Source organism: Herbidospora sakaeratensis (assembly GCF_001570525.1).
In the GTDB taxonomy this organism is placed as follows: Bacteria; Actinomycetota; Actinomycetes; order Streptosporangiales; family Streptosporangiaceae; genus Herbidospora; species Herbidospora sakaeratensis.
In genome coordinates this window covers 206,656-231,962 of sequence record NZ_BBXC01000009.1, presented here as the reverse complement: position 1 = coordinate 231,962, position 25,307 = coordinate 206,656, and the positions used below count along the sequence as shown (strand labels likewise).

Genomic DNA, 25,307 nt, shown 5'->3' with positions numbered 1-25,307 from the left:
ACGATCTCCCTTGTTCAGGGATTGAACGTACACCTCTTGACGTTCCAGTGGAACGGGTGTTTTCTGAACAGAGAGCGCTCTCAGTCGGTGGAAAGGGGCAGATATGGCCCCCCGTACGTTCAAGGTCATCATGGATGGAGAGGGGAACTACTCCCTCTGTCCCGCCGATCGCGAGCCCCCCGACGGGTGGGTCGCGACCGGCGTCGACGGCGTGTTCCAGGAGAACCTCGACCACGTGGCCGCGCTCTGGGGCATCGACGGCAAGATCGTCTGACGTCCTCCGCGTTCGCCGCGATATGGTCCGGCCGTGGCCTCTGTCCGAGTCGAGCTTCCGATCTCCGCTTCGCCCGATCACACCTGGAATGTCATCCGGGACGTCGGCGCCGTCCACGAACGCCTGCTGCCCGGCCGGGTCGCCGGCACGAGTATCGAGAACGGCCGCCGTTTCCTGACCTTCCCCGACGGCAACGTGGTCGAGGAGCTGATCGTCGCCCTCGACGACCAAACCCGCCGCTTCGCCTACGCGGTCGTCGCCGGTGCCCGCCCGCCCCTGGAGCACCACCACGCGTCGTTCGAGGTGACGCCGGACGGCACCCTCGTCTGGACGGCCGACTTCCTGCCCGACACCGCCGCCGGCGAGGTCCGCATCCGGATGGAACGCGGCCTGGCCGAGATGGCGGCCGCCATCGAGAAGGCCGCCATCGAGAGCTCTAAGCCGACTCCCTGACCACGAGTTCGGTCGGCAGGATCACCGACGACTCCCCCGGGTTCAGCAGCAGCCGCACCAGCTCCCGGCCCATGCGCATGGTGGGCTGCCGGATCGTCGTCAGCGGCGGGTCGGCGTAGGGCGCGGCCGGGACGTCGTCGTAGCCGATCACGGCCACGTCGTCGGGCACCCGGCGGCCCGCCTTCCGCAACGCCCGGAGCGCGCCGAGCGCCATCATGTCGGAGGCCGCGAACACCGCGTCGAGGCCCGGGTCGTCGTCGAGCAGCTGGGTCATGCCCTCGTAGCCGCTGTCGCGGGTGAAGTCGCCGATCGCGATGATCGAGCGCCGGCCCGAGTCGCGCAGCGCGTTCCGGTAGCCGGTCAGCCGGTCGATGCCGGCGACCATGTCGGGCGGCCCGGCGACGGTGGCGATCCGGCGGCGGCCCGCCTCCAGCAGGCGCCGGACCGCCGACTCCGCGCCCCCGACGTTGTCGATGTCGACGTACGGGAGAGAGGACCCCGTCAGGGGCCGCCCGCTGCACACCACCGGGATGCCCCGGCGGGCCAGCGCGGCGGGCAGCGGGTCGGCGCCGTGCATCGAGGCGACGATCACCCCGTCGACGTGGCCCGAGGTCGTGTAGCGCTCGACCCGCTCGTGGCCGCGCGTCGACCCGGCCAGCATCAGCACGACCTGCTTGTCGGCGGCGTCGGCCTCCGCCGAGACGCCGCGGATGATGCCGGCGAAGGTCGGGTCGTCGGAGAAGACCCGGACCGGCGGCTCGGAGAAGACCAGCGCGATCGAGTCGGCCCGCTGCGTCACCAGCGACCGGGCGGCCTGGTTGGGCACGTAGCCGAGCTCCTCGACGGCCCGCTGGACCGCCACGCGGATGTGCTCGGCCACCGTCGTCGAGCCGTTGACGACGCGGGAGACCGTCGCGCGGGACACGCCCGCGCGGGCGGCCACCTTCTCCAGAGTGGGCCGGCTCACGCCAGGCCGTTCCGGCGGATCACCTCGGAGTACCACTTGGCGCTGTCCTTCGGCACCCGCTCCTGGGTGGCGTAGTCGATGTAGACCAGGCCGAAGCGCTTGTCGTAGCCGAAGGCCCACTCGTAGTTGTCGAGGAAGCTCCAGACCAGGTATCCGCGCAGGTCCACCCCGGCCTCGATGGCGGCGTGGGCGGCGCGGAAGTGGGCGTCGAGGAATTCGACGCGCCGCCTGTCGTCGACTCGGCCCCCGATGAGCGTGTCGTCGAAGGCGGCGCCGTTCTCGGTGATCATGAGCGGCACGTCGGGGTAGTCGCGGGACAGGCTCACCAGCAGTTCGGTGAGGCCCGCGGCCTCGATGGGCCAGCCCATGGCGGTCTTCGGACCGTCGGGCACGGGGAACCCGATGCCCTCGCTGCCCGGGAAGACCGGGTTGGCGGGCTCGCCGGGGCGGGGCTCGGTGAAGGTCGGGTTGTAGTAGTTGACGCCGAGCAGGTCGATCGGCTGGCTGATCACTTCGAGGTCGCCGTCGCGCACGAACGACCAGTCGGTGAAGCGGGCGGCGCGGGCCACCACGTCGGCCGGGTAGACGCCGCGCAGGACCGGGTCGAGGAAGATCCGGTTCATGATGCCGTCGGGCACCGCCACGGCGTCGGGGTCGGCGCCCCTCATCGGCGAGAGCGCGTGGGTGATGCTGATCTGCTTGGCGCCGAGGGCGCGCAGTTCCCGGGTGGCGAGCCCGTGGCCCAGGAGCAGGTGGTGGGCCGCCGCGAAGGAGGCGCCGACGTCGGTGCGGCCGGGGGCGTGGATGCCGGCGGCGTAGCCGAGGAAGGCCGAGCACCACGGCTCGTTCAGGGTCGTCCAGTGCTCGACGCGGTCGCCGAGGCGGCGGAAGACGGCGGCCGAGTACTCGGCGAACCGCTCGGCGGTGTCGCGGCTGGTCCAGCCGCCCCGGTCTTCGAGGGCCTGCGGCAGGTCCCAGTGGTAGAGGGTGACGAACGGGGTGATGCCGGCCTCGTGGAGGTCGTCGACGAGGCGGTCGTAGAAGTCGAGGCCGTGCGGGTTGGCCGGGCCGCTGCCGCTGGGCTGGATGCGCGGCCAGGCGACCGAGAAGCGGTAGGCCGACATGCCGAGCGAGGCCATCAGCGCGACGTCGTCGCGGTGGCGGTGGTAGTGGTCGCACGCGACCTCGCCGGTGTGACCCTGGAAGACCTTGCCCGGGATGGCGCTGAAGGTGTCCCAGATGCTCGGGCCGCGTCCCCCCTCGCGGGTGGCCCCTTCGATCTGGTAGGCGGCGGTCGCCGTGCCCCACACGAACCCTTGCGGGAATTCCAGGACCTCTGCCCCCCTGGCCAGATCCGCCGACACGGTCATGCTCCGCCCCCACCCAACCGGCTCTCCTTGTGAGAGCGCTCTCAGCCAGCATCCCGGCAAGGCGGTCTCCATGTCAACGCGGGACCGTGGTCACACGCTCTTCCGGTGACGGGTGAGGCCCTGTTGACACAAGCTTCACCCTCCGTCAGTGTTCCACACCTGAGAGCGCTCTCTATCATGGCTCCGGCAGGCGGGCCGGACACCGGCCGCGACCGGGCCCGCCGGCCCGCGCCGGCGCGCACACCCGCGCTCCACGGCCGACCGCCGTGGACTAATGCGGCCTATTTGTTGATACATGCGGAAAAACCCTTACAGGGGTGTGGTGACCGAATCGGAACACAACCGTGGTCGCGCTCCCACCACCGTCCCCATAACGTGTCCTGCGTTGGTGCTTAGAGCGCTCAATGCCGGGAATGTGACGGTCGGCCCCCCGCCCGCCACCGGCTGCGACGTCACCAGAGAGCGCTCTCCACGATAACGGAACCGTCCAATTCACAATGCGGTAACCGTAATCTCACATGGATTGACACGCCGTCGTAACCGGGGTGAAGCTTCCGGAACCGCTCTCTGATGAGAGTTCATGGAAGAACTTTGGAGGAAGGGTCCATGTCGCTCCTCTCACGACCCGCCCGTTTGTCCGCCATCGCGGCAAGTTTGGGCTTGGCACTCGTGGCCACCGGCTGCGGCAACTCCGGCGGCGACTCCGCGGCACCGGCGGCCAGCGCCGGCGGCGGCGAAGCGGCGTCCGCCGAATGCGCCCCGTTCACGGAATACGGCAAGTTCGACGGCACGACGGTGAGCATCTACTCCCCGATCCGCGACGCGGAGGCCGACCTGTTCGAGCAGGCCTGGAAGCCCTTCGCCGACTGCACCGGCATCAAGATCACCTATGAGGGCACCGGCGAGTTCGAGGCCCAGATCCAGGTGCGCGCCGACGCCGGCAACCCGCCGGACATCGCGTTCTTCCCGCAGCCCGGTCTCCTTGAGCGCTTCGCCAAGGCCGGCAAGCTGAAGCCCGCCTCCGAGAAGGTCAAGGGCCTGGCCAACGAGAACTGGTCGCCCGACTGGGTCAAGTACGGCACCGTCGACGACGTCTTCTACGGCGCCCCGCTGGGCGCCAGCGTGAAGTCGTTCGTCTGGTACTCCCCGTCGATGTTCGCCGAGAAGGGCTGGACCGTCCCCACCACGTGGGCCGACCTGATGACCCTGACCGAGACCATCGCCGCCTCCGGCATCAAGCCGTGGTGCGCCGGCATCGAGTCGGGCGACGCCACCGGCTGGCCCGCCACCGACTGGATCGAGGACGTCGTCCTCCGTGACCTCGGCCCCGAGGGCTACGACCAGTGGGTCTCCCACGACCTGCCCTTCAACGACCCCAAGATGGTCTCCGCCGTCGACAAGGTCGGCGCGATCCTGAAGAACGAGAAGTACGTCAACGGCGGCTACGGCCCCGTGAAGTCGATCGCCGCCACCGCCTTCCAGGAGGGCGGCGTGCCGATCACCGAGGGCCAGTGCGCCCTGCACCGCCAGGCGTCCTTCTACGCCAACTTCTGGCCCGAGGGCACCAAGGTGGCCGAGGACGGCGACGTCTTCGCCTTCTACCTGCCCGGCAACGACGCCAGCAGCAAGCCGGTGCTCGGCGCCGGCGAGTTCGTGGCCGCGTTCGCCGACCGTCCCGAGGTCCAGGCCGTGCAGGCCTACCTCGCCGGCGGCGACTTCCCGAACCGCCGCATGGCGCTCGGCACCTACGTCTCGGCCAACAAGAAGGTCGACGTCAGCAAGGCCGCGAACCCGATCGACAAGTTGTCGATGGAGATGCTGCAGGACCCGAGCACGGTCTTCCGCTTCGACGGCTCCGACCTGATGCCGGCCGCCGTGGGCGCGGGCACCTTCTGGAAGGGCATGACCGACTGGATCAACGGCAAGGACACGAAGTCGACCCTCGACTTCATCGAGGCCTCCTGGCCGAAGAACTGATCTAGGGACCGCTGCCCGGTCCCGGAGCCACGAGCTCCGGGGCCGGGCACATCCGCACCCGGGAGACCTCCCCCATGGACTTCTTCTTCGATTTCGCCGCAGAGGCGCCCAAACTCATCCAGCTTCTGATCGGCGTCGTCGCGTTCCTGGCCTTCGTCGGCCTGATGCTCCTGCTGCTCGACCGCGCCCCGATGAAGGAACGGTCGTGGGGGCACTCGCTCCTGCTGCTCGGTCCCGCGCTGGTGCTGCTCGCGATCGGCCTGGTGGTGCCCGGCATCCGGACCACCCTGTTGTCGTTCATGAGCGGTGACAGCAGTCAGTTCGTCGGCCTGGACAACTACGCCTGGATGTTCACCCAGCCCGAAGCGCTCACGGTCCTGCGCAACACCCTGATCTGGGTGCTGCTGGTGCCGCTTCTGGTGACGGCCATCGGCCTCGTGTACGCCGTCGTGGTGGACAAGTCCCGCTTCGAGTCGATCGCCAAGTCGCTGGTGTTCCTGCCGATGGCGATCTCCTTCGTCGGCGCGGGCATCATCTGGCGGTTCGTCTACGCCTACCGTCCCGAGGAGGCCGACCAGATCGGCCTGCTCAACCAGTTCGTGGTGTGGCTCGGCGGCGAACCGCAGCAGTGGCTGCAGAGCGCCCCGACGAACACCCTGTTCCTGATCATCGTCATGGTGTGGATCCAGGCCGGCTTCGCCACCGTGGTCCTGTCGGCCGCGATCAAGGGCATCCCGGCCGAGATCGTCGAGGCCGCCCGCCTCGACGGCGCGACCCCGCTCCAGATGTTCTTCCGGGTCACCCTCCCCTCGATCCGCCCGGCGCTCGTGGTGGTGCTGGTGACCCAGTCGATCGGCACGCTGAAGCTGTTCGACATCGTCCGCACGATGACCGGCGGCCAGTTCGACACCAGCGTCATCGCCAACGAGATGTACAACCAGGCGTTCCGCTACGGCGAGGCGGGCAAGGGCGCGGCGCTGGCCGTGTTCCTCTTCGTGCTCGTCACGCCCATCGTCATCTACCAGATCCGCTCGCTGCGGCAGCGCCGGGAGGCATGAGCATGACCACCATCGCCCCCGGCGTCGCCAAGACGGCCCAGCCCAGGACGGCGGCCGGACGGGTCCGCAAGCGGCTCTCCGGCCGCGTCGCGAGCCTGGTCGCGGTCGTCATCGCGCTGCTGTGGACCACGCCGACGTTCGGCCTGTTCCTGTCGTCGTTCCGGCCGGAGGACGACATCAAGCAGACCGGCTGGTGGACGTTCTTCAGCAACCCGCAGCTCACCCTGGAGAACTACCGGGAGGTGCTGTTCGGCAGCTCGTCGTCGTCGGGCCGCCTGGCGTCGTTCCTGATCAACTCGATCGTGATCACGATCCCGTCGGTGCTGTTCCCGCTGGCGCTGGCCACCTTCGCGGCCTACGCGCTGTCGTGGACGCGGTTCCGCGGCCGCGACTGGGTCTACATCGGCATCTTCGCCCTCCAGGTCGTGCCGCTGCAGATGGCCCTGGTGCCGCTGCTGTCGTTCTTCTCGCAGGGCGTGGAGGTGTTCGGCATCACCCTGATGCCGGCCTGGAACCTCGAAGGCTCGGCGCAGTTCGTCCAGGTCTGGTTCGCCCACACCTGTTTCGCGCTGCCGCTGGGCGTCTTCCTGATCCACAACTTCATGTCGGAACTGCCCGGCGAACTCATGGAGGCGGCCCGCGTCGACGGCGCCACCCACGGCACGATCCTGCGCAAGGTCGTGCTGCCGCTGGTGGCCCCCGCGCTGGCGGCGTTCGGCATCTTCCAGTTCCTGTGGGTGTGGAACGACCTGCTGGTCGCGCTGATCTTCTCGGGCGGCACCGCCGAAACCGCCCCGATGACGGTACGGCTGGCGCAGATGGCCGGGACCAGAGGAAACGAGTGGCAACGCCTGACCTCGGGCGCGTTCGTCTCCATGATCATCCCGTTGATCGTGTTCCTGTCGATGCAGCGTTACTTCGTTCGCGGCCTGCTGGCCGGAAGTGTGAAGGGCTAGGGGCCGATATCGTTATCGTCCGCAACCCGAGCCCCGTGGGAGGGACCCGTCGATGAAGCGCCCCACCTTGGAGGCCGTCGCCGCTCGTGCCGGGGTTTCCCGGGCGACCGTCTCCAGGGTCGTCAACGGCCAGTCCACCGTCGGTCCCGAGATCCGCGACGTGGTGCTGCGCGCCGTCCGTGAGCTGGGCTACGTGCCCAACTCGGCGGCGCGCAGCCTCGTCACCCAGCGCACCGACTCGATCGCCCTGGTGGTGTCGGAGCCGACGACGCGGGTGTTCTCCGACGACCCCATGTTCTCCACCGTCATCCGCTCGGCCAGCGTCGAGCTGGAGGCGGCCGACAAGCAGGTCGTGCTGATGCTGAGCGGCTCGGCCCAGTCCCACGCCCGTGTGGAGCGCTACATCGCCAGCGGCCACGTCGACGGCGTCATGCTGATCTCGATGCACGGCGCCGACCCGCTGCCCGCCGCGATCACCCGCATGGGCGTGCCGGCGGTCTCCTACGGCCGTCCGGCCGTGCCGGTGGCCCTGCCCTACGTCGACAACGACAACGTCGGCGGGGCCGAGAAGGCCGTCAAGCACCTGCTCGAACGCGGCCGCCGCCGCATCGCCACGATCGCCGGCCCGCAGGACATGATCGGCGGGCAGGACCGGCTGACCGGCTACCGCAACGCGCTGCGCGACAGCGACCGCCGCTCGATCGTCGCGGTCGGCGACTTCACCCGGGAGTCGGGCGCGATCGCGATGCGCCAGCTCCTCGAAGACGACCCGCAGCTCGACGCGGTCTTCATCGCCAACGACCTGATGGCGATCGGCGCGATGCAGGCCCTGCGCCAGGCGGGCCGCAGCGTGCCCGGCGACGTCGCGATCGTCGGCTTCGACGACATCGAGGCGGCCCGCTACACCGACCCGCCGCTCACGACGGTCCGCCACCCGATCATCGAACAGGCCGCGGCGATGGTGAAGCTGCTGCTCAGCCTGCTGGAGCGGGGCGAGACGGCGGCCGACCCGGTGATCCTCGAAACGGAACTGGTGGTCCGCGAGTCAGCCTGAGAGGGCTCCGTCGATCCGGCTGAGGACCTTCCGGCTGACCAGGCCGTAGGCGAAGAAGTCGACCCCGGCCGCCCCGGCCGCCTTGGCGGCCCTGATCTTGGCGGCCAGGCGCTCGGTCGAGTCGACGTCCCGGCGGCGTTCGCCCCAGCCCTCGATGTCGGGCATGCCCGGCCGCAACACCGCGCGCAGTTCGCGGTCCTTGCCGACCGAGCGCGAGTAGGCCGCCAGGTCGTCGGCGATCCGGGTCGCGTCGCGGGCGAAGGCGAGCACCGCGAACGACGGGACCAGGTCGCCGAGCGCCACCAGGTCGACGCCGATCTGCCAGGCGTCGTGGGCGGCCAGGCCGGCCGTGGGCAGGCCGTCGGCGGCCCCCTTCAGCGCGCCGGTCGCGTCGGTGAAGGTGAGCTGGGAGCCCTCCTCGGTGACCGCCGCCGAGACCTCGGCGACCAGCGAGGTCACCGTCTCGGAGCGGGCCCGCGCGTAGGCGACCACTTCGGGGCCGGCGTAGGCGGTCAGCGCCGCCCGGGTGACCTGGCCCTGGGCGGGCGGGTCGCCGTCGAGCACGCCGCCGACGATCCGGGCGCACTCCTCGCGGGCCACCTCGGCGTTCACCCCGAGCTGGGTCGCCCGCAACAGGCAGTGGTGGCAGAAGCACAGGCCCAGCAGGAAGGCGTCCATGGGGCCAAGGGGGATGTAGGAGCGGTCGGCCTCGAACGCGGCGAAGTGCAGCGAGTCGGCCACGACGCGGTCGACGCCCTGGCGGGCCACCGCCCTGGCCAGGCCCACCGCGTAGGCGCGGACGTCGGGGTTGGCCGGGCACAGGTCGGCGGGGGCGCCGCGGTCGCCGAAGCAGTTGCGGACCGTCACCTCGGGGTGGGCCGCCCCGAGGGTGGGGTTGCGCAGGAAGACCGCCCAGCCGTGGAACGCCAGGCCGCGCACCCGGCAGGCGGCCCGCAGGTCGTCGAGGATCTTGTCGTCGGCGCCGGGCTGGAGCGGCGGCGAGAGGCGTGCGAACAGGTCGGGCGGCGGCGGGAAGTGCACGCCGTCGTGCCGGAGGGTGATCCGGCTGGAGCCGTGGGGGGTGACGTCGGCGATCTGGTGGACGGCGGCGGCCACGGTCACCCCGGCCACGCCGAGGTCCGTGATCCGGTCGAGCACCACGTCGACGCCCTCGTCGCGCAGGTCCTCGACGAAGACGTACACCGAAGAATCCACTAACGCCCCTTGTAGGCCACGAAGTCGATTTCCACCAGGATGTTCATGAGCTGCGATCCTACGGTGGTCCTGACCGGATAGGGCGGGGTGAAGTAGGACTTGTACACCTCGTTGTAGGCGGCGAAGTCCTCCTTCAGGTTCTGCAGGTGCACCGTCGACTTGATCACGTCGTCGAAGGTCAGGCCGTGGACGGCGAGCACCGCGCCCAAATTCTTCATGGTCCGGTGGGTCTGCTCCGCCACGTCGGCGCCGACGATCTCGCCGGTCTCCGGGTCGAGCGGCCCCATGCCCGAGGTGTAGACGAAGTCGCCGACCACGAGCCCCTGCGAGTAGGCGCCGACGGGGGCGGCGCCGTCGGTGGTGCGGATCTCTTCCTTCAAAGTCACTCCTAGAAGTACGTGGTGAGCAGGTCGACCACGATGTGTTGGTCGTCGACGACGGGGATGACCCGCCACTTGTCGAAGGCGGTGCAGGGGTGGGAGACGCTGAACCCGAGCACGTCTCCCGGCCCGACCGTGTTCCCGGGATCGCTGACGTAGGTGTGCTGGTCTTGGATCGACCTGGTCTCCAGCCCTGCCGGGGCGATCGGCAGGTCGAGATCGTGGGAGATGTCGCGCTTTCCGAGACCCACGATGGCCAGGCCGGGTTCGGGGGTGGAGATCACCTGGCCGTACACCATGAGAGCGGGCTTCAGCCGGTGGGCGAAGGGGCTCATGCGGGCGTAGAAGCCGTCGTCGTGGGCGATGTAGGCGCCGGGGCGGATGATGACCTGGGCGTCCATGCCCGCCAGCTCGTCGGTGACCAGGTCGAAGTGGGAACTGCCGCCGGCCGAGACGATCGGGGCGCCGAGCTCCTCCGCGAGCCTCCGCAGGTCCTTCAGATAGGCCTGCACACCGTCACGATCGGGCTGGGTGCCCTCGTAGCCGGAGACGCCCGCGAACTCGACCCCGTTGGTGGCGTCGATGAGCGCTTTGAGCGCTTTCGCCTCTTCGATGGTCCGGCAGCCGGTCCGGCCGCCGGGATGCCCCAGTTCGACCAGGAGGCGGAAGCCCTTCCCGGCGAGGAGATACACCCCGCGCGGAGAGTCGACGTAGACGAGCAGCTCGTCGAAGTCCTGTCGCGCCATCCACTCGATCGCGCGGGTGTCGTAGATCTCGTTGGCCAGCAGGACCCGTTCGACCCCGAGGTTCCGGTAGACCATGACCTGGCTCGCGGTCGCGGCCGTCAGGCCCCAGGCGCCCGCGTCGAGCTGCTTGGCGAACAGCTGCGGCGACATGGTCGTCTTGCCGTGCGGGGCATGGAGAAGACCGTTCTCCTGTACGTATTCCGCGAGCACCCGCACGTTGTGGTCGAGGGCGCTCTCGCGGGCGACCATCAGCGGCCACGTGAACGGGCCGTCGAACAGGCTGTGCCGCGCGGCCAGGAACTCCTCCGCCGTGACCGGCTCCGGCTGGACGAATCCCCGTGTGCGCCAGTCGATGGTCATGCCGGAAATGAGCACTCGTGGATCGTATAGGAGACTACGCCGGTCGCAGGGCCCGGCCGGGTCGGGCTGTGGTCATTCGTCCGTCTTTCAGAACCCGCTCCCCGTTGATCCACACGTCGTCGACCCCTTGGGCGAGTTCGCGGGGGCGGGCGTAGGTGGCCCTGTCGGCGACCTTCGCCGGGTCGACGAGGATGAGGTCGGCGGCCTGGCCGGGGCGGACCAGCCCCCGGTCGAACAGCCGGAACCGGCGGGCGGGATGCGCGGCCAGATGCGAGGCGGCCTCCGCCCAGCTCAGATCCGCCTTCTCCCGCACGTGGTGGCCGAGGAAGCGGGCGAACGCGCCGTAGGCGCGCGGGTGGGGATGGCCGCCGACGTGCAGGCCGTCGGACCCGCCGGTGTGGGCGGGGTGGCGCAGGACGCGGCGGACCGACTCCTCGCCTTCGGGACCCTCGTCGGGGCGGGCGCTGACGCAGCCGGCTTCGAGGTCGGTCTCGATGAGGAGGCGGCGGGCGAACCCGGCCGGCGACTCGTCGTTCCTGGCGGCGGCTTCGGGGATGGTGAGGCCTTCGGACCATTCGAGGCCGGGGGCGTGGGCGATGGTGAGGCGCTCCCAGGCGTAGTCGAGGTCGAGGTGCTCGATCATCGGCAGGGCCGCGGCCGGGTCGGCCGCCGGCACGTGCCGCGGCAACACGATCATCGCCAGGATCGTGCTGCCGCGCAGGTAGGGGTAGGTGTCGAAGGTGGTGTCGCCGTCCAGCAGCGGCAGCAGCACGTCGGCCGGGCCGTGGAAGTGGGAGACGTGCAGCGGGACGCCGGCCCTCCGGGTGACGGCCAGCGCCTCCTTCATCCCCACGGGCGCCGACTGGCCGTAGCCGCGCATGTGGGTGACGTACGGAAGACCCTGGAGAGGCGCGCACAGGGCGGCGAGTTCGGTGACGTCGGCGTAGCGGCCGGGCACGTATTCGAGGCCGGTCGACAGGCCCGCCGCGCCCTCTTCGAGCCCTTTCTCCACGATCGAGCGCATCGTGTGGAGTTCGTCCGCGGAAGCGGTGGTCTGAGCGGGACCGAGCACGTCGTAGCGGATCGTTCCGTGTGGCAGCAGGAACACGCTGTTCAGGGCGGCCCTGTCGTGGCTCGCCCTGATCTCGGCCACCGACAGCGGTCCGTCGCCCGGGAAGCCGCCGTTGATGGCGGCGAAGTAGCGGGTGGCGTAGTCGAACGCGGCCCTGGTGGTGGTCGGGGCGAACGAGAGCCCGTCCTGTCCCAGCACGACCGTGGTGACGCCCTGGCGCAGGTTGGCGAGCTGGAAGCCCGCGTCGTGGACCAGCGCGTCACCGTGGGAGTGACAGTCGACCATCCCCGGCAGGACGAGCCGGCCGGTGGCGTCGACGGCGTCGTGGTGCGGCAGCCGCCCGACCGCTGCGATCTTCCCGTCCGAGATCCCGACGTCGGCGCGGAACGGCGGGGCGCCGGTCCCGTCGACGACCCGGCCGTTCGCGATCACCACGTCGAAGGTCACCTGATCAGTATGCGGACCGGTACTTCTCCTCGCACGTCACCGACGGGTCGACCGGGTGCGCCGCGAGGATCTCGGCCGCCTTCCTGCGGGACAGGTTCCAGCCGTTCCACGGGTCGGGGAAGCGCAGGTCCTGGACCGCGATCACGTCCCGCAACACGCAGCTCCTGATCGGCTCGGGCAGCCGGTCGAGGCCGGGGATGGCGTCCGCGCTCAGCCGGCCCAGGTAGTGGGCGTCGAGGCGGTCGACGCCGCGTATCGACACCTGGGTCTCGGCCACCTGGGCGTCGGGGTTCCAGACGGCGAAGACCGTCAGCGACACCGCCGTGAGCAGGACCAGCGCCTTCGGCAACCACGCCCGCCGCTTGACCAGCCCGCCGACCAGCACCAGCACGAACACCGCGGCGACCCACCAGATCGTCGCGCCCACCGAGGCGCGCAGCCGGGTGAAGCCGTAGGCGGCGGTGTAGAGGCCGAGCCGGTGCAGCGCCGAGGCCAGGATGACCAGGGTCAGCGCGCAGAGCAGCCCCAGCAGGGTCGCCATGACCCACCGGTCCCCCTTGATCATCAGGCCGCAGAAGGCCACGATGAACAGCACGAACACGCTGACGGTGATCAGCTCGAAGAAGCCCGACCGGGCGTACTCGGCGAAGGTCAGCCCGGCCGTCTCCAGCACCCGGCGGCTGCCGCCGAACAACACCGAGATCTGCACCCCGACGAAGGCCGCGAACAGCAGGTTCACGCCGACCAGCGGGATGATCCAGAGGGTCCGGGCCAGATTGAGCGGCGCGTAGTCGACGCGGGGTTCGGCCACCGGCCGCAGCGCGACCAGGATCGCGGCGGCGGCCAGCACCCCGAAGACGAGGAACAGGAAGATCCGCACCGGCAACGACCCGGCCCAGGCGGGCGCCGACAACAACTCGCGGGCGAACGAGGAGAAGACCGCGTCGGCCGAAACGAACAGCACCCCGAAGACCGCCAGCAGGATCGCGGTGATGCCCAGCGACACCAGGACGGGCAGCAGACTGCGCCGCTTGAGGACCTTGCGCACCGGCCCGCCGAGGAACCACGGCACCGGGAACACCGCCAGCCCGACCGACAACAACCCCCTGACCACTCCGGCCCAGCCCCGCCCGCCCGACACCGCCAGCGAGGCGACCGCGAACGCGGCCAGCAGCGAGAGCCCGACCAGCCAGTCGGCGTCCCGGAACAGCGCCACCGACACCAGCCCGTAGGCGGCGACGGAGTAGGCGACACTCCAGGCGTTGACGCGATGCCGGAGGGCGGGCGCCACCGCCAGCGTGAGCGCGACGGCGGTCAGCACCACCCCGATGCCGGTCGGCGCGTAGGGGAAACAGACGGCCGCGACGAGCCCCACCCCCATGGCCGCCGGGAGCACCCAGGTGGGCGTGTCGGGCAGGGCGGGCCGGGGAAACAGCGGAGGCGGCGTGTACGCGTCGAACTGCCCGCCCTGCTGCTCGGACGACCCAACCCGGCCGCCCAGCGACGCGCCGACGGCGATGCCGACGCAGACGAACACCAGGAACGCACCGGCGGCCTGGATCTCGGTGTTCGGCCCGGTCCCGAAGAACACGGCCGCGACCGTGCCCCCGAGCAACCCGGCGAGCGCCCCGAGGATCCCCCCGACGATGGCCCCGCCGAGGGACCGGGCGGGGGACGGTTCGTCGAGCATGCGCTGACGGGGGGCCGTGGGAGGGGGCCCGCCGGGGGTGGTCTGTCCACGTGGCACGGGCTGACGGGGGTCGGTGGAGACCACGACGGGGTGCGGCGCGGTGACGGCGGTACGGACGGAACCGACGGCCGGGGGTTGACCGGAACCGGCCTCGCCGACGAGCGCCCCGGAGCCGGCCGAGGCGCTTGCCGCATGTGCGGGGACGGCCGACGAGACGAGCGCCCCGGAGTCGGCCGAAGCTGTCGCCGCATGCGCTTGGACAGCCGGGGTGACGGGCGACCCGAAGTCGGCCGAAGCCGCCGCATGCGCCGGAACGGCCGGGGTGTCAGGCGACCCCGAATCGGCCGAGGCCGACGCGGCCCGCGCGGGGGCAGCCGGCGAGCCGAGCGCTCCAGTATCGGCCGAGGTCGGTGCCGCATGCGCAGTGACGGCCGAGGTGGCGAGCGAACCGGAATCAGCCGAGGTCGGTGCCACATGCGCAGGCGCGGCCGGTGAGACGAGCGACCCTGAATCGGCCGACGTCGGTGCCGCATGGTTGGCGAGCGAACCGGAGTCAACCGCAGCCGCTGGCGCATGCGCGGGGGCAGCCGGTGAGACCAGCGGCGTGGTGTCGGCCGGGACTGCTGACGAATGGGTGGCAGCAGCCGCGACGGCCGGGGTGGTGAGGTCGCCCGGCTCCCCTTCGGTCGCGGTCGTCACCGACTGGGGCGTGGCTGCTTCGGGGGTGAGCTTGGGGTCGGCTGACTCTGCCGGCCTCTCGGAACCGTTGGCCGACAACGGCGTCGGCACGGCCCCGGTGTGCGTCTCCACCAGCGGTGGTTCCCCCGAGGTCGGCGCTGCCCTCCACAACAGTCCCCCGGGGGACGCCGGAGCCGGGGGTGTATCCGGCCCAGGCGCGACTCCGGTCTCCGGCGACGGCTGCCCGTCGGCCGATGCCGCCGACGAATCGGGCACCACCTCGGCCGCCGGTGAGACCTGCGCCTCCGCGGTCCGCGGGTTCGGGGCCGTCCGGGCCACCTGGGCGGCGGGCGGCGGGTTGGTCTGGGGCGAATCGGGATTTTTCACGAGACCGGCCTCCGTATCGGTTCGTGAGCGGCGGGTCGCCGGAAGCCGGGCGTGGACCGCCCCCGTGGGGGTCCGGCCCGCGGCGAGGGTTCGTCCGGCCAGGGCGGGGGTCGCTTCCCTGACCGCCTTGGGCAGGGTGACGACCATTCGGCAGCCGGGCCCGTCGGCGACCGCGATGGTTCCCCCGTGGAGTTCGGCGATCTCCTTGGCGATGGCCAGGCCGAGGCCGGCTCCGCCCGCGTCGGCGGCGCGGGCGGCGTCCAGGCGGGAGAAACGTTCGAAGACACGCTGGCGGTCGGCGGGCGGGATGCCGGGGCCCTCGTCGGCGACCTCTATTTCGAGGGTTGCGTCGGACGAGGCGCGGGAGGTCAGGGTGACCGTCCCGCCGGGCGGGCTGTGCCGGACGGCGTTGTCCAGCAGGTTGGCCAGCACCTGGGCCAGCAGCGAGGGGTCGGCCGTCGTCAGGTGGCGGCCGGGGGCGATCTCGGCGACGACCGTCACGTCGTCGCGGCCTAGTGACGCCTCGCGGACGGCCTGTCCGCCGAGGTCGGCCAGGTCGAACTCCTCGGCCTCGATCGGCCGGGCCCCCGAGTCGAGCCGCGACAGGTCGAGGAGTTGCGCCACGAGACGGCCGAGGCGCTGGGTCTGGGCGAGGGCGGTGCCGAGGATCTCGGGTTCCGGCGGGGAGACGCCGTCCACCACGTTCTCCAGCACCGCCTGCACGCCGGTGATCGGGGTGCGCAGCTCGTGGCTGACGTTGGCGACCAGTTCCCGGCGCTGCCGGTCGACCTCGGCCAGGTCGGCGGCCATCGCGTTGAAGGCCCTGGCCAGCTCGCCGACCTCGTCGCGGCTGGTGGCGGTGACGCGGAGGCCGTACGAACCCTTGGCGATGGTCTGCGCGGCGGCGGCCATCTCCCGCAGGGGCTTGGTCATGCCCCGGGCCAGCACCTGCATCATGAGCAGCGCCAGGAACACCGCGAAGGCGATCCGGAGGTCGCGGGGCACGCCCCCGTTGATCCCCACCTCGTTCACCACGAACGCGGTCACCACGGCCCCGACCATGACGATCCCGAGTTTGACCTTGATGCGGCCGAGGAAGTCGAGCGGCCTCATGGGCGCACCAGGGCGTACCCGACCCCATGGACGGTCCGCACCACTTCGGACCCGAGCTTGCGACGCAGCGCCCGCACGTGACTGTCCACGGTGCGGGTCGCCGCCGCCTCGGAGAACCCCCAGATGTCGGCGAGCAGCCGTTCCCGCTCGTAGACCTGTCCGGGACGTTCGGCGAGCCGCCTGAGCAGGTCGAACTCGGTCCGGGTCAGCTGGGCCTCGGCCCCGCGCACGAACACCCGCCGCTCGGCCAGGTTGATCTCGATCTCCCCGACCCGCAGCACCGTCTCCTCGGACGCCAGTTGCGCCGCCCGGTCGACCCGCCGCAGCAGGGCGTGGATACGCGCGACGAGTTCCCGCATGCTGAACGGCTTGGTGATGTAGTCGTCGGCCCCCACGCCCAGCCCGACCAGCACGTCGGTCTCCTCGCCGAGCGCGGTCAGCATGAGCACGGGCACCGGCCGGGCGGCCTGGATGCGACGGCACACCTCCAGTCCGTCCAGACCGGGAAGAAGCCGGTCGAGCACCACCAGGTCGGGTTCGAAGCGCGCGTACGCGACCAACGCCCCTTCGCCGTCGCTCGCGACCCGGACGTCGAACCCTTCTGCCGTCAGCCGGGTCGCGACCGCTTTCGCGATGGTGTCGTCGTCCTCGACGACCAGCACCCGGCGCTGCTGGGGATATGCCATGCAGGCAGCGTAGAGGCCGGACGTGCAGAGCTTTCATGGCTTTTTGTGGAGCTTTCGTGCAGGCGGTTCTGTCGGTGGCGGGGTCTAGCGTGGGCTCGTGATCGACGTTGACGGGTATCTTCGACGGCTCCGGCTGCCCTCGGCGAAGCCGAGTGCAGACGGCCTCTTCGCGCTCCAGCGGGCGCATGTGGAGCGCGTCCCCTATGAGACGTTGCCCATCTGGCTGGGCCGGTCCACGAGCGTGAACCCGGCCGAATCCGCCGAACGGATCGTCTCCGGGCGGGGCGGCTACTGCTTCCACCTGAACGGGGCGCTCTCCGAACTGCTGTCGGCGCTGGGCTACGCGGTGACCCGGCATTTCGGCGGCGTGCAGGGCTCGGCCACCGACCCCGCCGGAGCGCGGGGAAACCACCTCGTGCTGACCGTCGGCGGCCTGCCGACCGAGGAGAACCCGTCAGGTGAGTGGCTGGTCGACGCCGGCCTCGGCGACGCGATCCACTCCCCCCTTCCCCTGATCGAGGGCGTCTACGAGCAGGGCCCGTTCACCTACCGGCTCCGGCCGTCGGAGGCGGAGCCGGGCGGGTGGCGGCTCGACCACGACCCGCGCGGCAGCTTCGTCGGGATGGACTTCCGGAAGGTCCCGACGGAGATGACGGCGTTCGAGTCGGAGCACGTCCGGTTGTCGACGTCGCCGGAGTCGGGGTTCGTGCGGGTGCTGGCGATCCAGCGGCGGGACGCGACGGGGGTGGACTCGTTGCGGGGGCTGGTGCTGACCCGGGTGGGCGACGACTCGACGTCGACGACGCTCGACCGGGAGGGCGACTACTTCGCGGCGTTGGGCGACGTCTTCGGCCTCCACCTGACGAGTGAGGAACGCACAATCTTGTGGCCCCAACTGCAGGAAAGCCACGGGAAGTGGCTCACCACCCAGCAACAATAGTTAGGAGTGCAGTTATAATAATTGCAGTCCTATAGGGGTGGCCGATGATCGACAAACCTTCCGACATGTTCGACCGCGAGTGGGAGTGGGCTCAGCTCTCACAGTTCGTGACCAGCACGGTCGAAAGAGCGACTCTGGGTGTGGTGTCCGGCAGACGACGCCAGGGAAAGACGTTCCTCCTGCAGGCCATGTGCGAGGCGACCGGCGGGTTCTATTACGGAGCCCTGGAAGCGATGCCCAAACATGAAGCACTGCACGAACTCGGGCAAGCGCTCAGACGCTTCACCGGCGCCCCTGCCTCTTACAACTTCCAAAGCTGGGGGGAGGCCATCGACAGCCTGCTCGCACTCGCCACCGAGCGGCCGATCCCCGTCGTGCTCGACGAATTCCCCTATCTCGTGCGCCAGTCAAAGGAACTACCTTCGGTCATCCAGCACGCCTTGGCGCCTCGCCGGGCACAACGACTCTCCTCACGGGCGAGGCTGTTGTTGTGCGGGTCGTCGATCTCGTTCATGGGCGGCTTGCTGGCGGGCCAGGCGCCCTTGCGCGGTCGGGCCGGCCTCGAGCTCATCGTCCCGACTTTCAACTTCCGGGTGGCCGCCGACTACTGGGGATTCCGGGATTACCGGCTGGCGGCAATCGTCTACTTCGTCCTGGGCGGCACCCCCGCCTACCGGGCCGAACACCTCTATGACGACACTCCGCAGAGAGCCGACGAGTTCGACAACTGGGTGATGAGATACGTTCTCAATCCGGCGAACCCGCTCTTCCGTGAAGTCCGCATGCTGCTCGCCGAAGATCCGACGATCTATGAGAGCGGCCTCTACAGCGCGGTTCTGACCGCCGTCGCCGAAGGCAACAACACGAGGGGCGGGATCGCGAGCCGACTTGAACGCAAGGCCACCGACATCTCCCACCAGCTGACGGTCCTGGAAGACGCGGGTCTGCTGGTCACCGACAAAGACGCGTTCCGGCCCGGCCGCTCCTACTACCGGATCACCGAACCGCTGGTCCGGTTCTACTACGCGATCATGCGGCCCAACTGGGCCTCGCTCGAGACCGTGCGTCTGGGCCGCACCGAGGCGATCTGGGGAGCCGCGCGGAAGAACATCTTCCCCAGCCAGGTCGCCGGCCCGGTCTTCGAGCGTATGTGCCGGGTGTGGACGGCCGACATGGCCTCCGACGAGACCCTCGGCGGCATGCCGTCCAAGGTCCTTTCCGGCGTCGTGTACGACTCCTCGACCCGCCAGAGCCACGAGGTCGACCTGGCGGCCTTCAGTTCCGACGGCGAACTCCTCGCGCTGGGCGAGGTGAAGTGGGGAGACGTGATCGGCCTGGGTCAGCTGGCCCGCCTGGAGAAGATCGCCGCCCTCCGTCCGGCCCGGCGGCTGCTGCTGTTCAGCGGCGCGGGGTTCATGCCGCAGCTCGAAGAGGCAGCCCGCGAGAGCAACGGCCGTGTCCAGCTGATCGGTCTCGACCGCCTCTACGAAGGCGACTGAATTCCCCGCAACGTCGCCGCCACCAGCGGCCCCAGCGTCTCCAGGTGGTAGCCGCCCTCCTGCACCGCCACCGTCGGCAACCCCAGCCCGCCGAGCAGCCGCCCGGTCGCGAGATACCCGTCCCGGGTGACGCGCAGCGGGCTCTCCGGGTCGTCGGCGGCGGCGTCCACGCCGAGGGAGACGACCAAAGCCTCGGCTCCGAACCGGGCCGCGGCCTCGCACAACCGGGCCACTCCGGCCAGCCACACCGCGTCTCCCGACTCGGGCGCGACGGGGACGTTCAGGGTCGTCCCGCCGCCGGTCTCGTCGGCGAAGCCGACGTAGTGGGGGAACCAGCCCGCCCCCGGATCGACGTGCACGCTGCCGTAGAAGACGTCGTCCCGCTCCCAGAAGATCGCCTGGGTCCCGTTGCCGTGGTGGGCGTCCACGTCGATGACGGCGACCTTCGCGTATCCCTCCGCACGCAGCGTCTCCGCGGCCACGGCCGCGTTGTTCAGGTAGCACGAGCCGCCGTAACCGTCCCGCGTCGCGTGGTGCCCGGGCGGGCGGCACAACGCGTAGGCCGGGCCCTGGGACACCCGGCGGGCGGCCGTCCACGCCGCGCTCGCCGCCATCAGCGCCGCCTCCCACGTCCCGGGTCCGACCAGGGTCATCGTGTCGTACGCGTACCGCCCCGCCCGCCCGTGCACCGCCGCCGGCGACCGTCCGGGCAGGCCGCCGAGCATGGCCGCCGTGGGGAACACGTAGGGCACCACCCGGTCCTGCGGGTAACCGCCCGCGACCCACTCCGCGTAGACGTCGCGCAGATGAAGCAGCAGCCCCTCGGCGTGCACCGAGGTCAGCACGGACCATGGCACCGCCGACGCCTCGACCCAGGTCGCGGGCACGGCCGAGCGGATGCGCCGCACCCGTTCGGCCACCTCGGTGCCGGGGGTGCGCAGCCCGATCCAGATCTCCGCCGACGGGTCGTGCAGCAGGGTCGAGGGCGACCAGACGCCGATCACGGGCGGAAGAACCGGTCGAGCACCCGCACGCCGAACTCCAGGGCGCTGACGGGCACCCGTTCGTCCACGCCGTGGAACATCGCGTTGTAGTCGAACCCCTCCGGCAGCGCCAGCGGCGCGAAGCCGTAGGTCACGATGCCCAGCTCGTGAAAGGCCTTGGCGTCGGTGCCGCCGCTCATCACGTACGGGACGGGCAGCGCCTCCGGGTCCTCGGCGACCAGCGAGGCGCAGAGGGCGTCGAAGGTGGGGCCGCCGGGGTCGGCCTCCGGCGCGTCCTCGAAGCAGACGAACTCGCGGCGCACCTTCGGCCCCAGCAGGGAGTCGACGGTGGCCAGGAACTCGTCCCGCGAACCGGGCAGGAAGCGGCCGTCGACCTGCGCCGACGCCGAGCCGGGGATCACGTTGACCTTGTATCCGGCGGCCAGCATCGTCACGTTCGCCGAGTTGCGCAGCACGTGGGCGAACAGCTCCCCCACCTGGCCGAGCCGCCGGGCCTCCCCGTCCAGATCGCACATGTCCAGCTCGACGCCGAGTGCCCGGGAGATCCCGTCGAGCATGCTCACGACCCCGGGGGTGAGCTGGATCGGCCACTCGTACGCCGCCAGCCGCGACATCGCGTGGCACATCTCGGCCACCGCGTTGTCGACCGCGCGCAGCGAGCCGTGCTGGGCGACGCCGTCGGCGGTCAGCCGCATCCACGCCATGCCCTGCTCGCCGACCGCCACGGGGTAGACGCGTTTCCCCTCGTGGACGACGCAGTAGCCGCCGTCCTCGCTGATCGCCTCGCGCACCCCCTCGAACCAGCCGGCGTGCTCCCGGGCCAGGTAGTACGACCCGTACTCCCCGGTCGCCTCCTCGTCGGCCGTGAAGGCGAGCACGACGTCGCGCGCCGGCCGCAGCCCGCGCGCGGCCCAGTCGCGCACGAGGGCGAGGGTCATCGCGCAGGTGCCCTTCATGTCGACCGCGCCGCGTCCCCACACGACCCCGTCGACGATCTCGCCGGAGAACGGGTGGACCGCCCAGTCGCCCGCCACGGCGGGCACCACGTCGAGGTGACCGTGGATGAGGAAGGGGTCGGCGTCGGAGGTGCCGCGCACCCGCGCGACCACGTTCGACCGGCCGCGCGACGACTCCAGGATCGTCGCGTCGACCCCGGCGTCGGAGAGCAGCGTGGCGACGTACTCGGCCGCGCCGCGTTCGCCCCGGCCCCGGTTGTCGCCCTCGTTGGTGGTGTCGATCCTGATCAGATCGGAGCAGATCGTCCCGACGTCGCTCATGGCAGGACGCAGGCGGCATGGTGGCCGAGGTCGGCGGGCAGCACGGGCAGGTTCTCCTTCTCGCAACGGTCGGCCAGGTCGGCGGGCAGCCCGGCGGCGTAGGCGGGGCAGCGGGGGCGGAAGCGGCAGCCGGCCGGGATCCGCGACGGGTCGGGGGCCTCGCCCTTGAGCACGATCGGCTCCTGCCGGGCGATCTCCGGCACCACCGACAACAACGCCTTGGTGTACGGATGCCGCGGCGCCGTCAGCACCTCGGCCGTGTCGCCGGTCTCGACGATGCGGCCCAGGTACATGACCGCCACCCGGTCGGCGATGTTCCAGGCCAGCCCGAGGTCGTGCGTCACCACCAGCAACGACAACCCGAGTTCGGTGCGCAGCCGGAGCAGCAGCGCCAGGATCTCGCCGCGCACCGAGGCGTCGAGCGACGACACGGGCTCGTCGGCGACCAGCACGTCGGGTTCCAGCACGAGCGCCCCGGCGATCACCACCCGCTGCCGCTGCCCGCCGGACAACTCGTGCGGGTAGCGGAGGTAGAACCGTTCCGGCGGGCGCAGCCCGGCCTTGGCCAGCGCGGCGGCGACGAGTTCACGTTCGTCGCCGGGCACCTGGTGGATCCTGAGCCCTTCGGCCACGGCCTCGTAGACGGTGTGGCGGGGGTTCAGCGACCCGCTCGGGTCCTGGAGGACGAGCTGGACGTGCCGCCGGAACGCCTTCAGCCGGCGGTAATCGAGGGGGCGGCCGGCGTGTTCGACCGTGCCTTCGGAGGGGCGTACCAGCCCGAGCAGGGCGCGGGCCAGCGACGACTTGCCGCAGCCCGATTCCCCGACCAGCGCGACGATCTCGCCGGAACCGATCTCCAGGTCGACCCCGTCGACCGCGCGGGCCGTCCCGAAGCGGACCGAGAGGTTGCGTGCGGCCAGTGCGCTCATGACGCCTCCCCGGCGAGCAGGCAGGCGGCCCGCCGCCCGGCCGCCACCTCGACCAGCTCGACGTCGGCCGACGAGCACCGGTCGACCGCGACCGGGCAGCGCGGATGGAACGGGCAGCCCGGCGGGAGGTCGCCCGGATAGGGGGGATCGCCGGCCAGCCCGGCGGGGGCGTACCGGAACCGGGGGTCGCCGACGCGGGGGAAGGCTCCGGCGAGCGCGCCGCTGTAGGGGTGCCGCGAGTCGTCGAAGACGACCGAGGCCGGGCCCTCCTCGACGACCTTCCCGGCGTACATGACGGCGACGCGGTCGCAGGTCGTGCCGAGCACCGACAGGTCGTGGGAGATCAGCACCAGCGCCAGCCCCAGGTCCTTGACCAGCCCCGACAGCAGTTGCAGCACCTGGGCCTGGACCATCACGTCGAGCGCGGTGGTCGGCTCGTCGGCGATGACGAGCCGGGGCCGGCAGGCCAGCGCGAGCGCGATCATCACCCGCTGCCGCTGGCCGCCCGACAGCTGGTGGGGGTAGTCGCGGGCGCGCCGGGCCGGCAGCCCGACCTGCTCCAGCAGCTCGCCGACCCGCAGGTCGGCGGCCTTGCGCGAGGTCTTCGGCTCGTGCAGGAGGATGGGCTCGGCGATCTGGCGGCCGATGCTCTGCACCGCGTTGAGCGAGTGCAGCGCCCCCTGGAACACGATCGACGCCGTGGCCCACCTGACGGCCCGCAGGCGGCCGAACGACATGCCGTAGACGTCCTCGCCGTCGAGCAGCACCGATCCGCCGATCCGCGCCGACTTCGGCAGCAGCCGCAGCACCGCGTTGGTGATGGTCGACTTGCCGCAGCCCGACTCGCCCGCGACGCCGAGCACCTCGCCCGGCGCGACGCCCAGCGACACCCCGCGCACGGCGGGCACGTCCCCGGCGTAGGTGACCGACAGGTCCCGCAACTCCAGCAGGCTCATGACCCCTCCCGCAGACGTGGGTTCAGCACGACCTCCAGCGCCCGCCCGACCAGCGTGAACGCCAGCACGACCAGCACCACGCACAGGCCCGGCGGCAGCACGAACCACCATTCGCCGTTCGACATCGCCCCGGTCCCGTAGGCGTTGTCGAGGATGTAGCCCCACGACGGCCGGGTCGGGTCGCCCAGCCCGAGGAACGACAGCGTCGTCTCCGACAGGATCGCCACCGACACGGTCAGAACCACATGGGCGAGCACCAGCGGCATCACGTTGGGCAGGATGTGCCGGGTCATCTGGTGCCAGTCGCCGCCGCCGAGCGCCCGCGCCCGTTCCATGTACGGCCGCTCCCGCACGCTCAGCGTCTGCGCGCAGACCAGCCGGGCGGTGCCGGGCCACGACGTCACCCCGATGACGATGACGATGTTCAGCAGCGAGGCCCCCAGCACGGTGGCCATCACGATGGCCAGCGGCAGGAACGGGATGACGAGGAACCAGTCGGTGAACCCCATCAGCGTCGAGCGCGCCCAGCCGCCGTAGAACCCGGCCATGACGCCGACGATCGTGCCGATGACGATGGCGATGGCGGTGGCCGCCAGCCCGACGATCAGGGACACCCGGGTGCCGTGGACGAGCAGCGTGAGCACCGACCGGCCGTTCTGGTCGGTGCCGAGCCAGTAGTCGGCCGACGGCGCGGCGTGCGCCGGGGCGGTCGCCTTGGTGACGTCGAGCCCGGCGGGGTCGGCCAGCACCGGGGCGAACACGGCGACCAGCCCGAAGAACAGCAGGATGCCCAGCCCCACGAGCGCCGACCGGTGCGACCGGAAGTCGGCCCAGAACCGGGAGGCGGTGGCGCGCCGCCGCTGCCACGCGATCGCCGTCACTGGGTGCTCACCCGTGGGTCCAGTACGGCGTACAGCAGGTCCGCCAGCAGTGTGAACACGATCACCCCGAGGGAGAAGAGCAGGAACACCGCCTGCAGCAGGGGGATGTCGGGCCCGCGCAGCGCCTCGGCGGTGAGCAGCCCCAGACCGGGCCAGGAGAAGACGTACTCGACGGTGATGGCCCCGCCGATCACGAAGCCGAGGTTGAGGAAGATGAGCGTCATGGTCGGCAGCAGCGCGTTCGGCACCGCGTGCCGCCGCCTGACCAGGTCTTCGCGCAGGCCCTTGGCGCGGGCCAGCGTCAGGTAGTCCTGCCGCAGTTCGTCGACCAGCGAGGCCCGCATGATCGAGGTGTACTCGGCCAGGTAGACGATGGCGAGCGCGGTCACCGGCAGCACCATGTGCCAGAGCGTGTCGGCCGCCGTGGCGAAGAAGCCCGACACCCCGACCGAGTTGATGCCGCCGCTCGGGAAGAACGGCAGCCACATGATCAGCATCATGCCGACCCAGAACTCCGGCATCGCGTAGAGCGTGTTGGTCGTCCCGGTCGTGATCCGGTCGAACCGCGACCCGCGCCGCCACCCGCTGCGGATGCCCAGCCAGACCCCCGCCAGCGCCGCCACGAGCACCGCGGTGCCGACGAGCAGCACGGTCGGCCAGACCCGCTCGCCGATGATCTCCCAGACCGGCCGGTTGAACCGGGTCGAGTTGATCGCCGAGGCGAACGGGTTGGCCAGGTACTCGACGAACTGCTCGCCGACGGGCCGGTTGAGCTGCTGCCGCAGCCGGATCAGCTGCTCGGGCGACATGTTCCGGCCCCGCGTGTAGAGGCCGATCGGGTCGCCCGGCAGCAACCGGAACAGGAAGAAGTTGAAGACCACGACGAACAGCAGGGTGCCGATCGACCAGCCGACCTTCTTCAGGACGTAGCCGCGCAC

General features: G+C 70.9%; 22 protein-coding genes. 8 read left to right on the top strand and 14 right to left on the bottom strand.

Going from position 1 to position 25,307, the window contains the following annotated elements:
* Positions 1-103: 103 nt before the first annotated feature.
* Both AW271_RS38390 and AW271_RS11020 read left to right on the top strand, forming a co-directional pair.
* On the top strand, positions 104-274 hold the full coding sequence (locus AW271_RS38390) for an MbtH family NRPS accessory protein (RefSeq protein WP_083975055.1): 171 nt from the start codon (positions 104-106) through the stop codon (positions 272-274).
* Positions 275-307: 33 nt separating this feature from the next.
* Entirely contained in the window at positions 308-727 is a 420-nt protein-coding gene (locus AW271_RS11020; RefSeq protein WP_062335559.1) for an SRPBCC family protein, read from the top strand.
* Here the strand turns inward: AW271_RS11020 and AW271_RS41450 are convergent.
* Both AW271_RS41450 and AW271_RS41445 read right to left on the bottom strand, forming a co-directional pair.
* On the bottom strand, positions 711-1,694 hold the full coding sequence (locus AW271_RS41450) for a LacI family DNA-binding transcriptional regulator (protein ID WP_062335557.1): 984 nt from the start codon (positions 1,692-1,694) through the stop codon (positions 711-713). The two genes, AW271_RS11020 and AW271_RS41450, sit on opposite strands and share 17 nt — an antisense overlap.
* Positions 1,691-3,064, bottom strand: coding sequence for a GH1 family beta-glucosidase (locus AW271_RS41445; RefSeq protein ID WP_062335555.1), 1,374 nt, complete (start codon positions 3,062-3,064; stop codon positions 1,691-1,693). Before AW271_RS41445 ends, AW271_RS41450 begins: the two co-directional genes overlap by 4 nt.
* Positions 3,065-3,733: 669 nt before the next feature.
* Between AW271_RS41445 and AW271_RS11005 the strand changes: the two genes are divergently transcribed.
* The 4 genes from AW271_RS11005 to AW271_RS10990 all read left to right on the top strand — a co-directional run bounded on the left by AW271_RS11005 (position 3,734) and on the right by AW271_RS10990 (position 8,109).
* Entirely contained in the window at positions 3,734-5,041 is a 1,308-nt protein-coding gene (locus AW271_RS11005; protein ID WP_369408364.1) for an ABC transporter substrate-binding protein, read from the top strand.
* Between the two features lie 74 nt (positions 5,042-5,115).
* A complete protein-coding gene (locus AW271_RS11000) occupies positions 5,116-6,099 on the top strand; it encodes a carbohydrate ABC transporter permease (protein ID WP_062335551.1) in 984 nt (327 codons plus the stop codon).
* Between the two features lie 2 nt (positions 6,100-6,101).
* The gene (locus tag AW271_RS10995) at positions 6,102-7,055 is read left to right on the top strand and encodes a carbohydrate ABC transporter permease (protein WP_062335550.1); all 954 of its coding nucleotides are present in this window, start codon (positions 6,102-6,104) and stop codon (positions 7,053-7,055) included.
* Positions 7,056-7,107: 52 nt separating this feature from the next.
* Positions 7,108-8,109 (top strand): LacI family DNA-binding transcriptional regulator, encoded by a 1,002-nt coding sequence (locus AW271_RS10990; RefSeq protein WP_062335548.1) that lies wholly within the window; start codon positions 7,108-7,110, stop codon positions 8,107-8,109.
* Here the strand turns inward: AW271_RS10990 and AW271_RS10985 are convergent.
* From AW271_RS10985 to AW271_RS10960, 6 genes are read right to left on the bottom strand one after another with little or no spacing between them, the layout of a single operon-like run.
* Complete coding sequence (locus AW271_RS10985) at positions 8,101-9,324, bottom strand: hypothetical protein (RefSeq protein WP_062335546.1); 1,224 nt, start codon at positions 9,322-9,324, stop codon at positions 8,101-8,103. The two genes, AW271_RS10990 and AW271_RS10985, sit on opposite strands and share 9 nt — an antisense overlap.
* A complete protein-coding gene (locus AW271_RS10980) occupies positions 9,324-9,704 on the bottom strand; it encodes a Rid family detoxifying hydrolase (RefSeq protein ID WP_062336402.1) in 381 nt (126 codons plus the stop codon). The genes AW271_RS10985 and AW271_RS10980 overlap by 1 nt, the downstream gene beginning before the upstream one ends.
* 8 nt (positions 9,705-9,712) lie before the next feature.
* Positions 9,713-10,810 carry an alanine racemase gene (locus AW271_RS10975; RefSeq protein WP_062335544.1) on the bottom strand — a complete coding sequence of 366 codons (1,098 nt, stop codon included), beginning with the start codon at positions 10,808-10,810 and terminating at the stop codon, positions 9,713-9,715.
* Positions 10,811-10,844: 34 nt separating this feature from the next.
* Positions 10,845-12,329, bottom strand: coding sequence for an N-acyl-D-amino-acid deacylase family protein (locus tag AW271_RS10970; RefSeq protein ID WP_062335542.1), 1,485 nt, complete (start codon positions 12,327-12,329; stop codon positions 10,845-10,847).
* Positions 12,330-12,333: 4 nt separating this feature from the next.
* Positions 12,334-16,197: a DUF4153 domain-containing protein gene (locus AW271_RS38380; RefSeq protein WP_083976460.1), complete on the bottom strand. Its 3,864-nt coding sequence runs from the start codon at positions 16,195-16,197 to the stop codon at positions 12,334-12,336.
* The gene (locus AW271_RS10960; RefSeq protein ID WP_062335540.1) at positions 16,194-16,883 is read right to left on the bottom strand and encodes a response regulator transcription factor; all 690 of its coding nucleotides are present in this window, start codon (positions 16,881-16,883) and stop codon (positions 16,194-16,196) included. Before AW271_RS10960 ends, AW271_RS38380 begins: the two co-directional genes overlap by 4 nt.
* Positions 16,884-16,980: 97 nt before the next feature.
* On the opposite strand from AW271_RS10960, the gene AW271_RS10955 reads away from it, so the two are divergent.
* A complete protein-coding gene (locus tag AW271_RS10955; protein WP_062335538.1) occupies positions 16,981-17,823 on the top strand; it encodes an arylamine N-acetyltransferase family protein in 843 nt (280 codons plus the stop codon).
* A 65-nt stretch (positions 17,824-17,888) separates the two neighbouring features.
* On the top strand, positions 17,889-19,322 hold the full coding sequence (locus AW271_RS10950; RefSeq protein WP_245653025.1) for an ATP-binding protein: 1,434 nt from the start codon (positions 17,889-17,891) through the stop codon (positions 19,320-19,322).
* Here AW271_RS10950 and AW271_RS10945 read toward each other — a convergent pair.
* The 6 genes from AW271_RS10945 to AW271_RS10920 are packed head-to-tail and all read right to left on the bottom strand — an operon-like array spanning position 19,307 to position 25,307.
* Positions 19,307-20,326, bottom strand: coding sequence for an arginase family protein (locus AW271_RS10945; RefSeq protein WP_062335536.1), 1,020 nt, complete (start codon positions 20,324-20,326; stop codon positions 19,307-19,309). The genes AW271_RS10950 and AW271_RS10945 overlap by 16 nt on opposite strands.
* On the bottom strand, positions 20,323-21,603 hold the full coding sequence (locus AW271_RS10940) for a M20/M25/M40 family metallo-hydrolase (protein ID WP_062335534.1): 1,281 nt from the start codon (positions 21,601-21,603) through the stop codon (positions 20,323-20,325). Before AW271_RS10940 ends, AW271_RS10945 begins: the two co-directional genes overlap by 4 nt.
* The gene (locus AW271_RS10935) at positions 21,600-22,532 is read right to left on the bottom strand and encodes an ABC transporter ATP-binding protein (protein ID WP_062335532.1); all 933 of its coding nucleotides are present in this window, start codon (positions 22,530-22,532) and stop codon (positions 21,600-21,602) included. The genes AW271_RS10940 and AW271_RS10935 overlap by 4 nt, the downstream gene beginning before the upstream one ends.
* Positions 22,529-23,488 carry an ABC transporter ATP-binding protein gene (locus AW271_RS10930; protein ID WP_062335530.1) on the bottom strand — a complete coding sequence of 320 codons (960 nt, stop codon included), beginning with the start codon at positions 23,486-23,488 and terminating at the stop codon, positions 22,529-22,531. The genes AW271_RS10935 and AW271_RS10930 overlap by 4 nt, the downstream gene beginning before the upstream one ends.
* On the bottom strand, positions 23,485-24,369 hold the full coding sequence (locus tag AW271_RS10925; protein ID WP_062335528.1) for an ABC transporter permease: 885 nt from the start codon (positions 24,367-24,369) through the stop codon (positions 23,485-23,487). Before AW271_RS10925 ends, AW271_RS10930 begins: the two co-directional genes overlap by 4 nt.
* Entirely contained in the window at positions 24,366-25,307 is a 942-nt protein-coding gene (locus AW271_RS10920) for an ABC transporter permease (RefSeq protein ID WP_062335526.1), read from the bottom strand. Before AW271_RS10920 ends, AW271_RS10925 begins: the two co-directional genes overlap by 4 nt.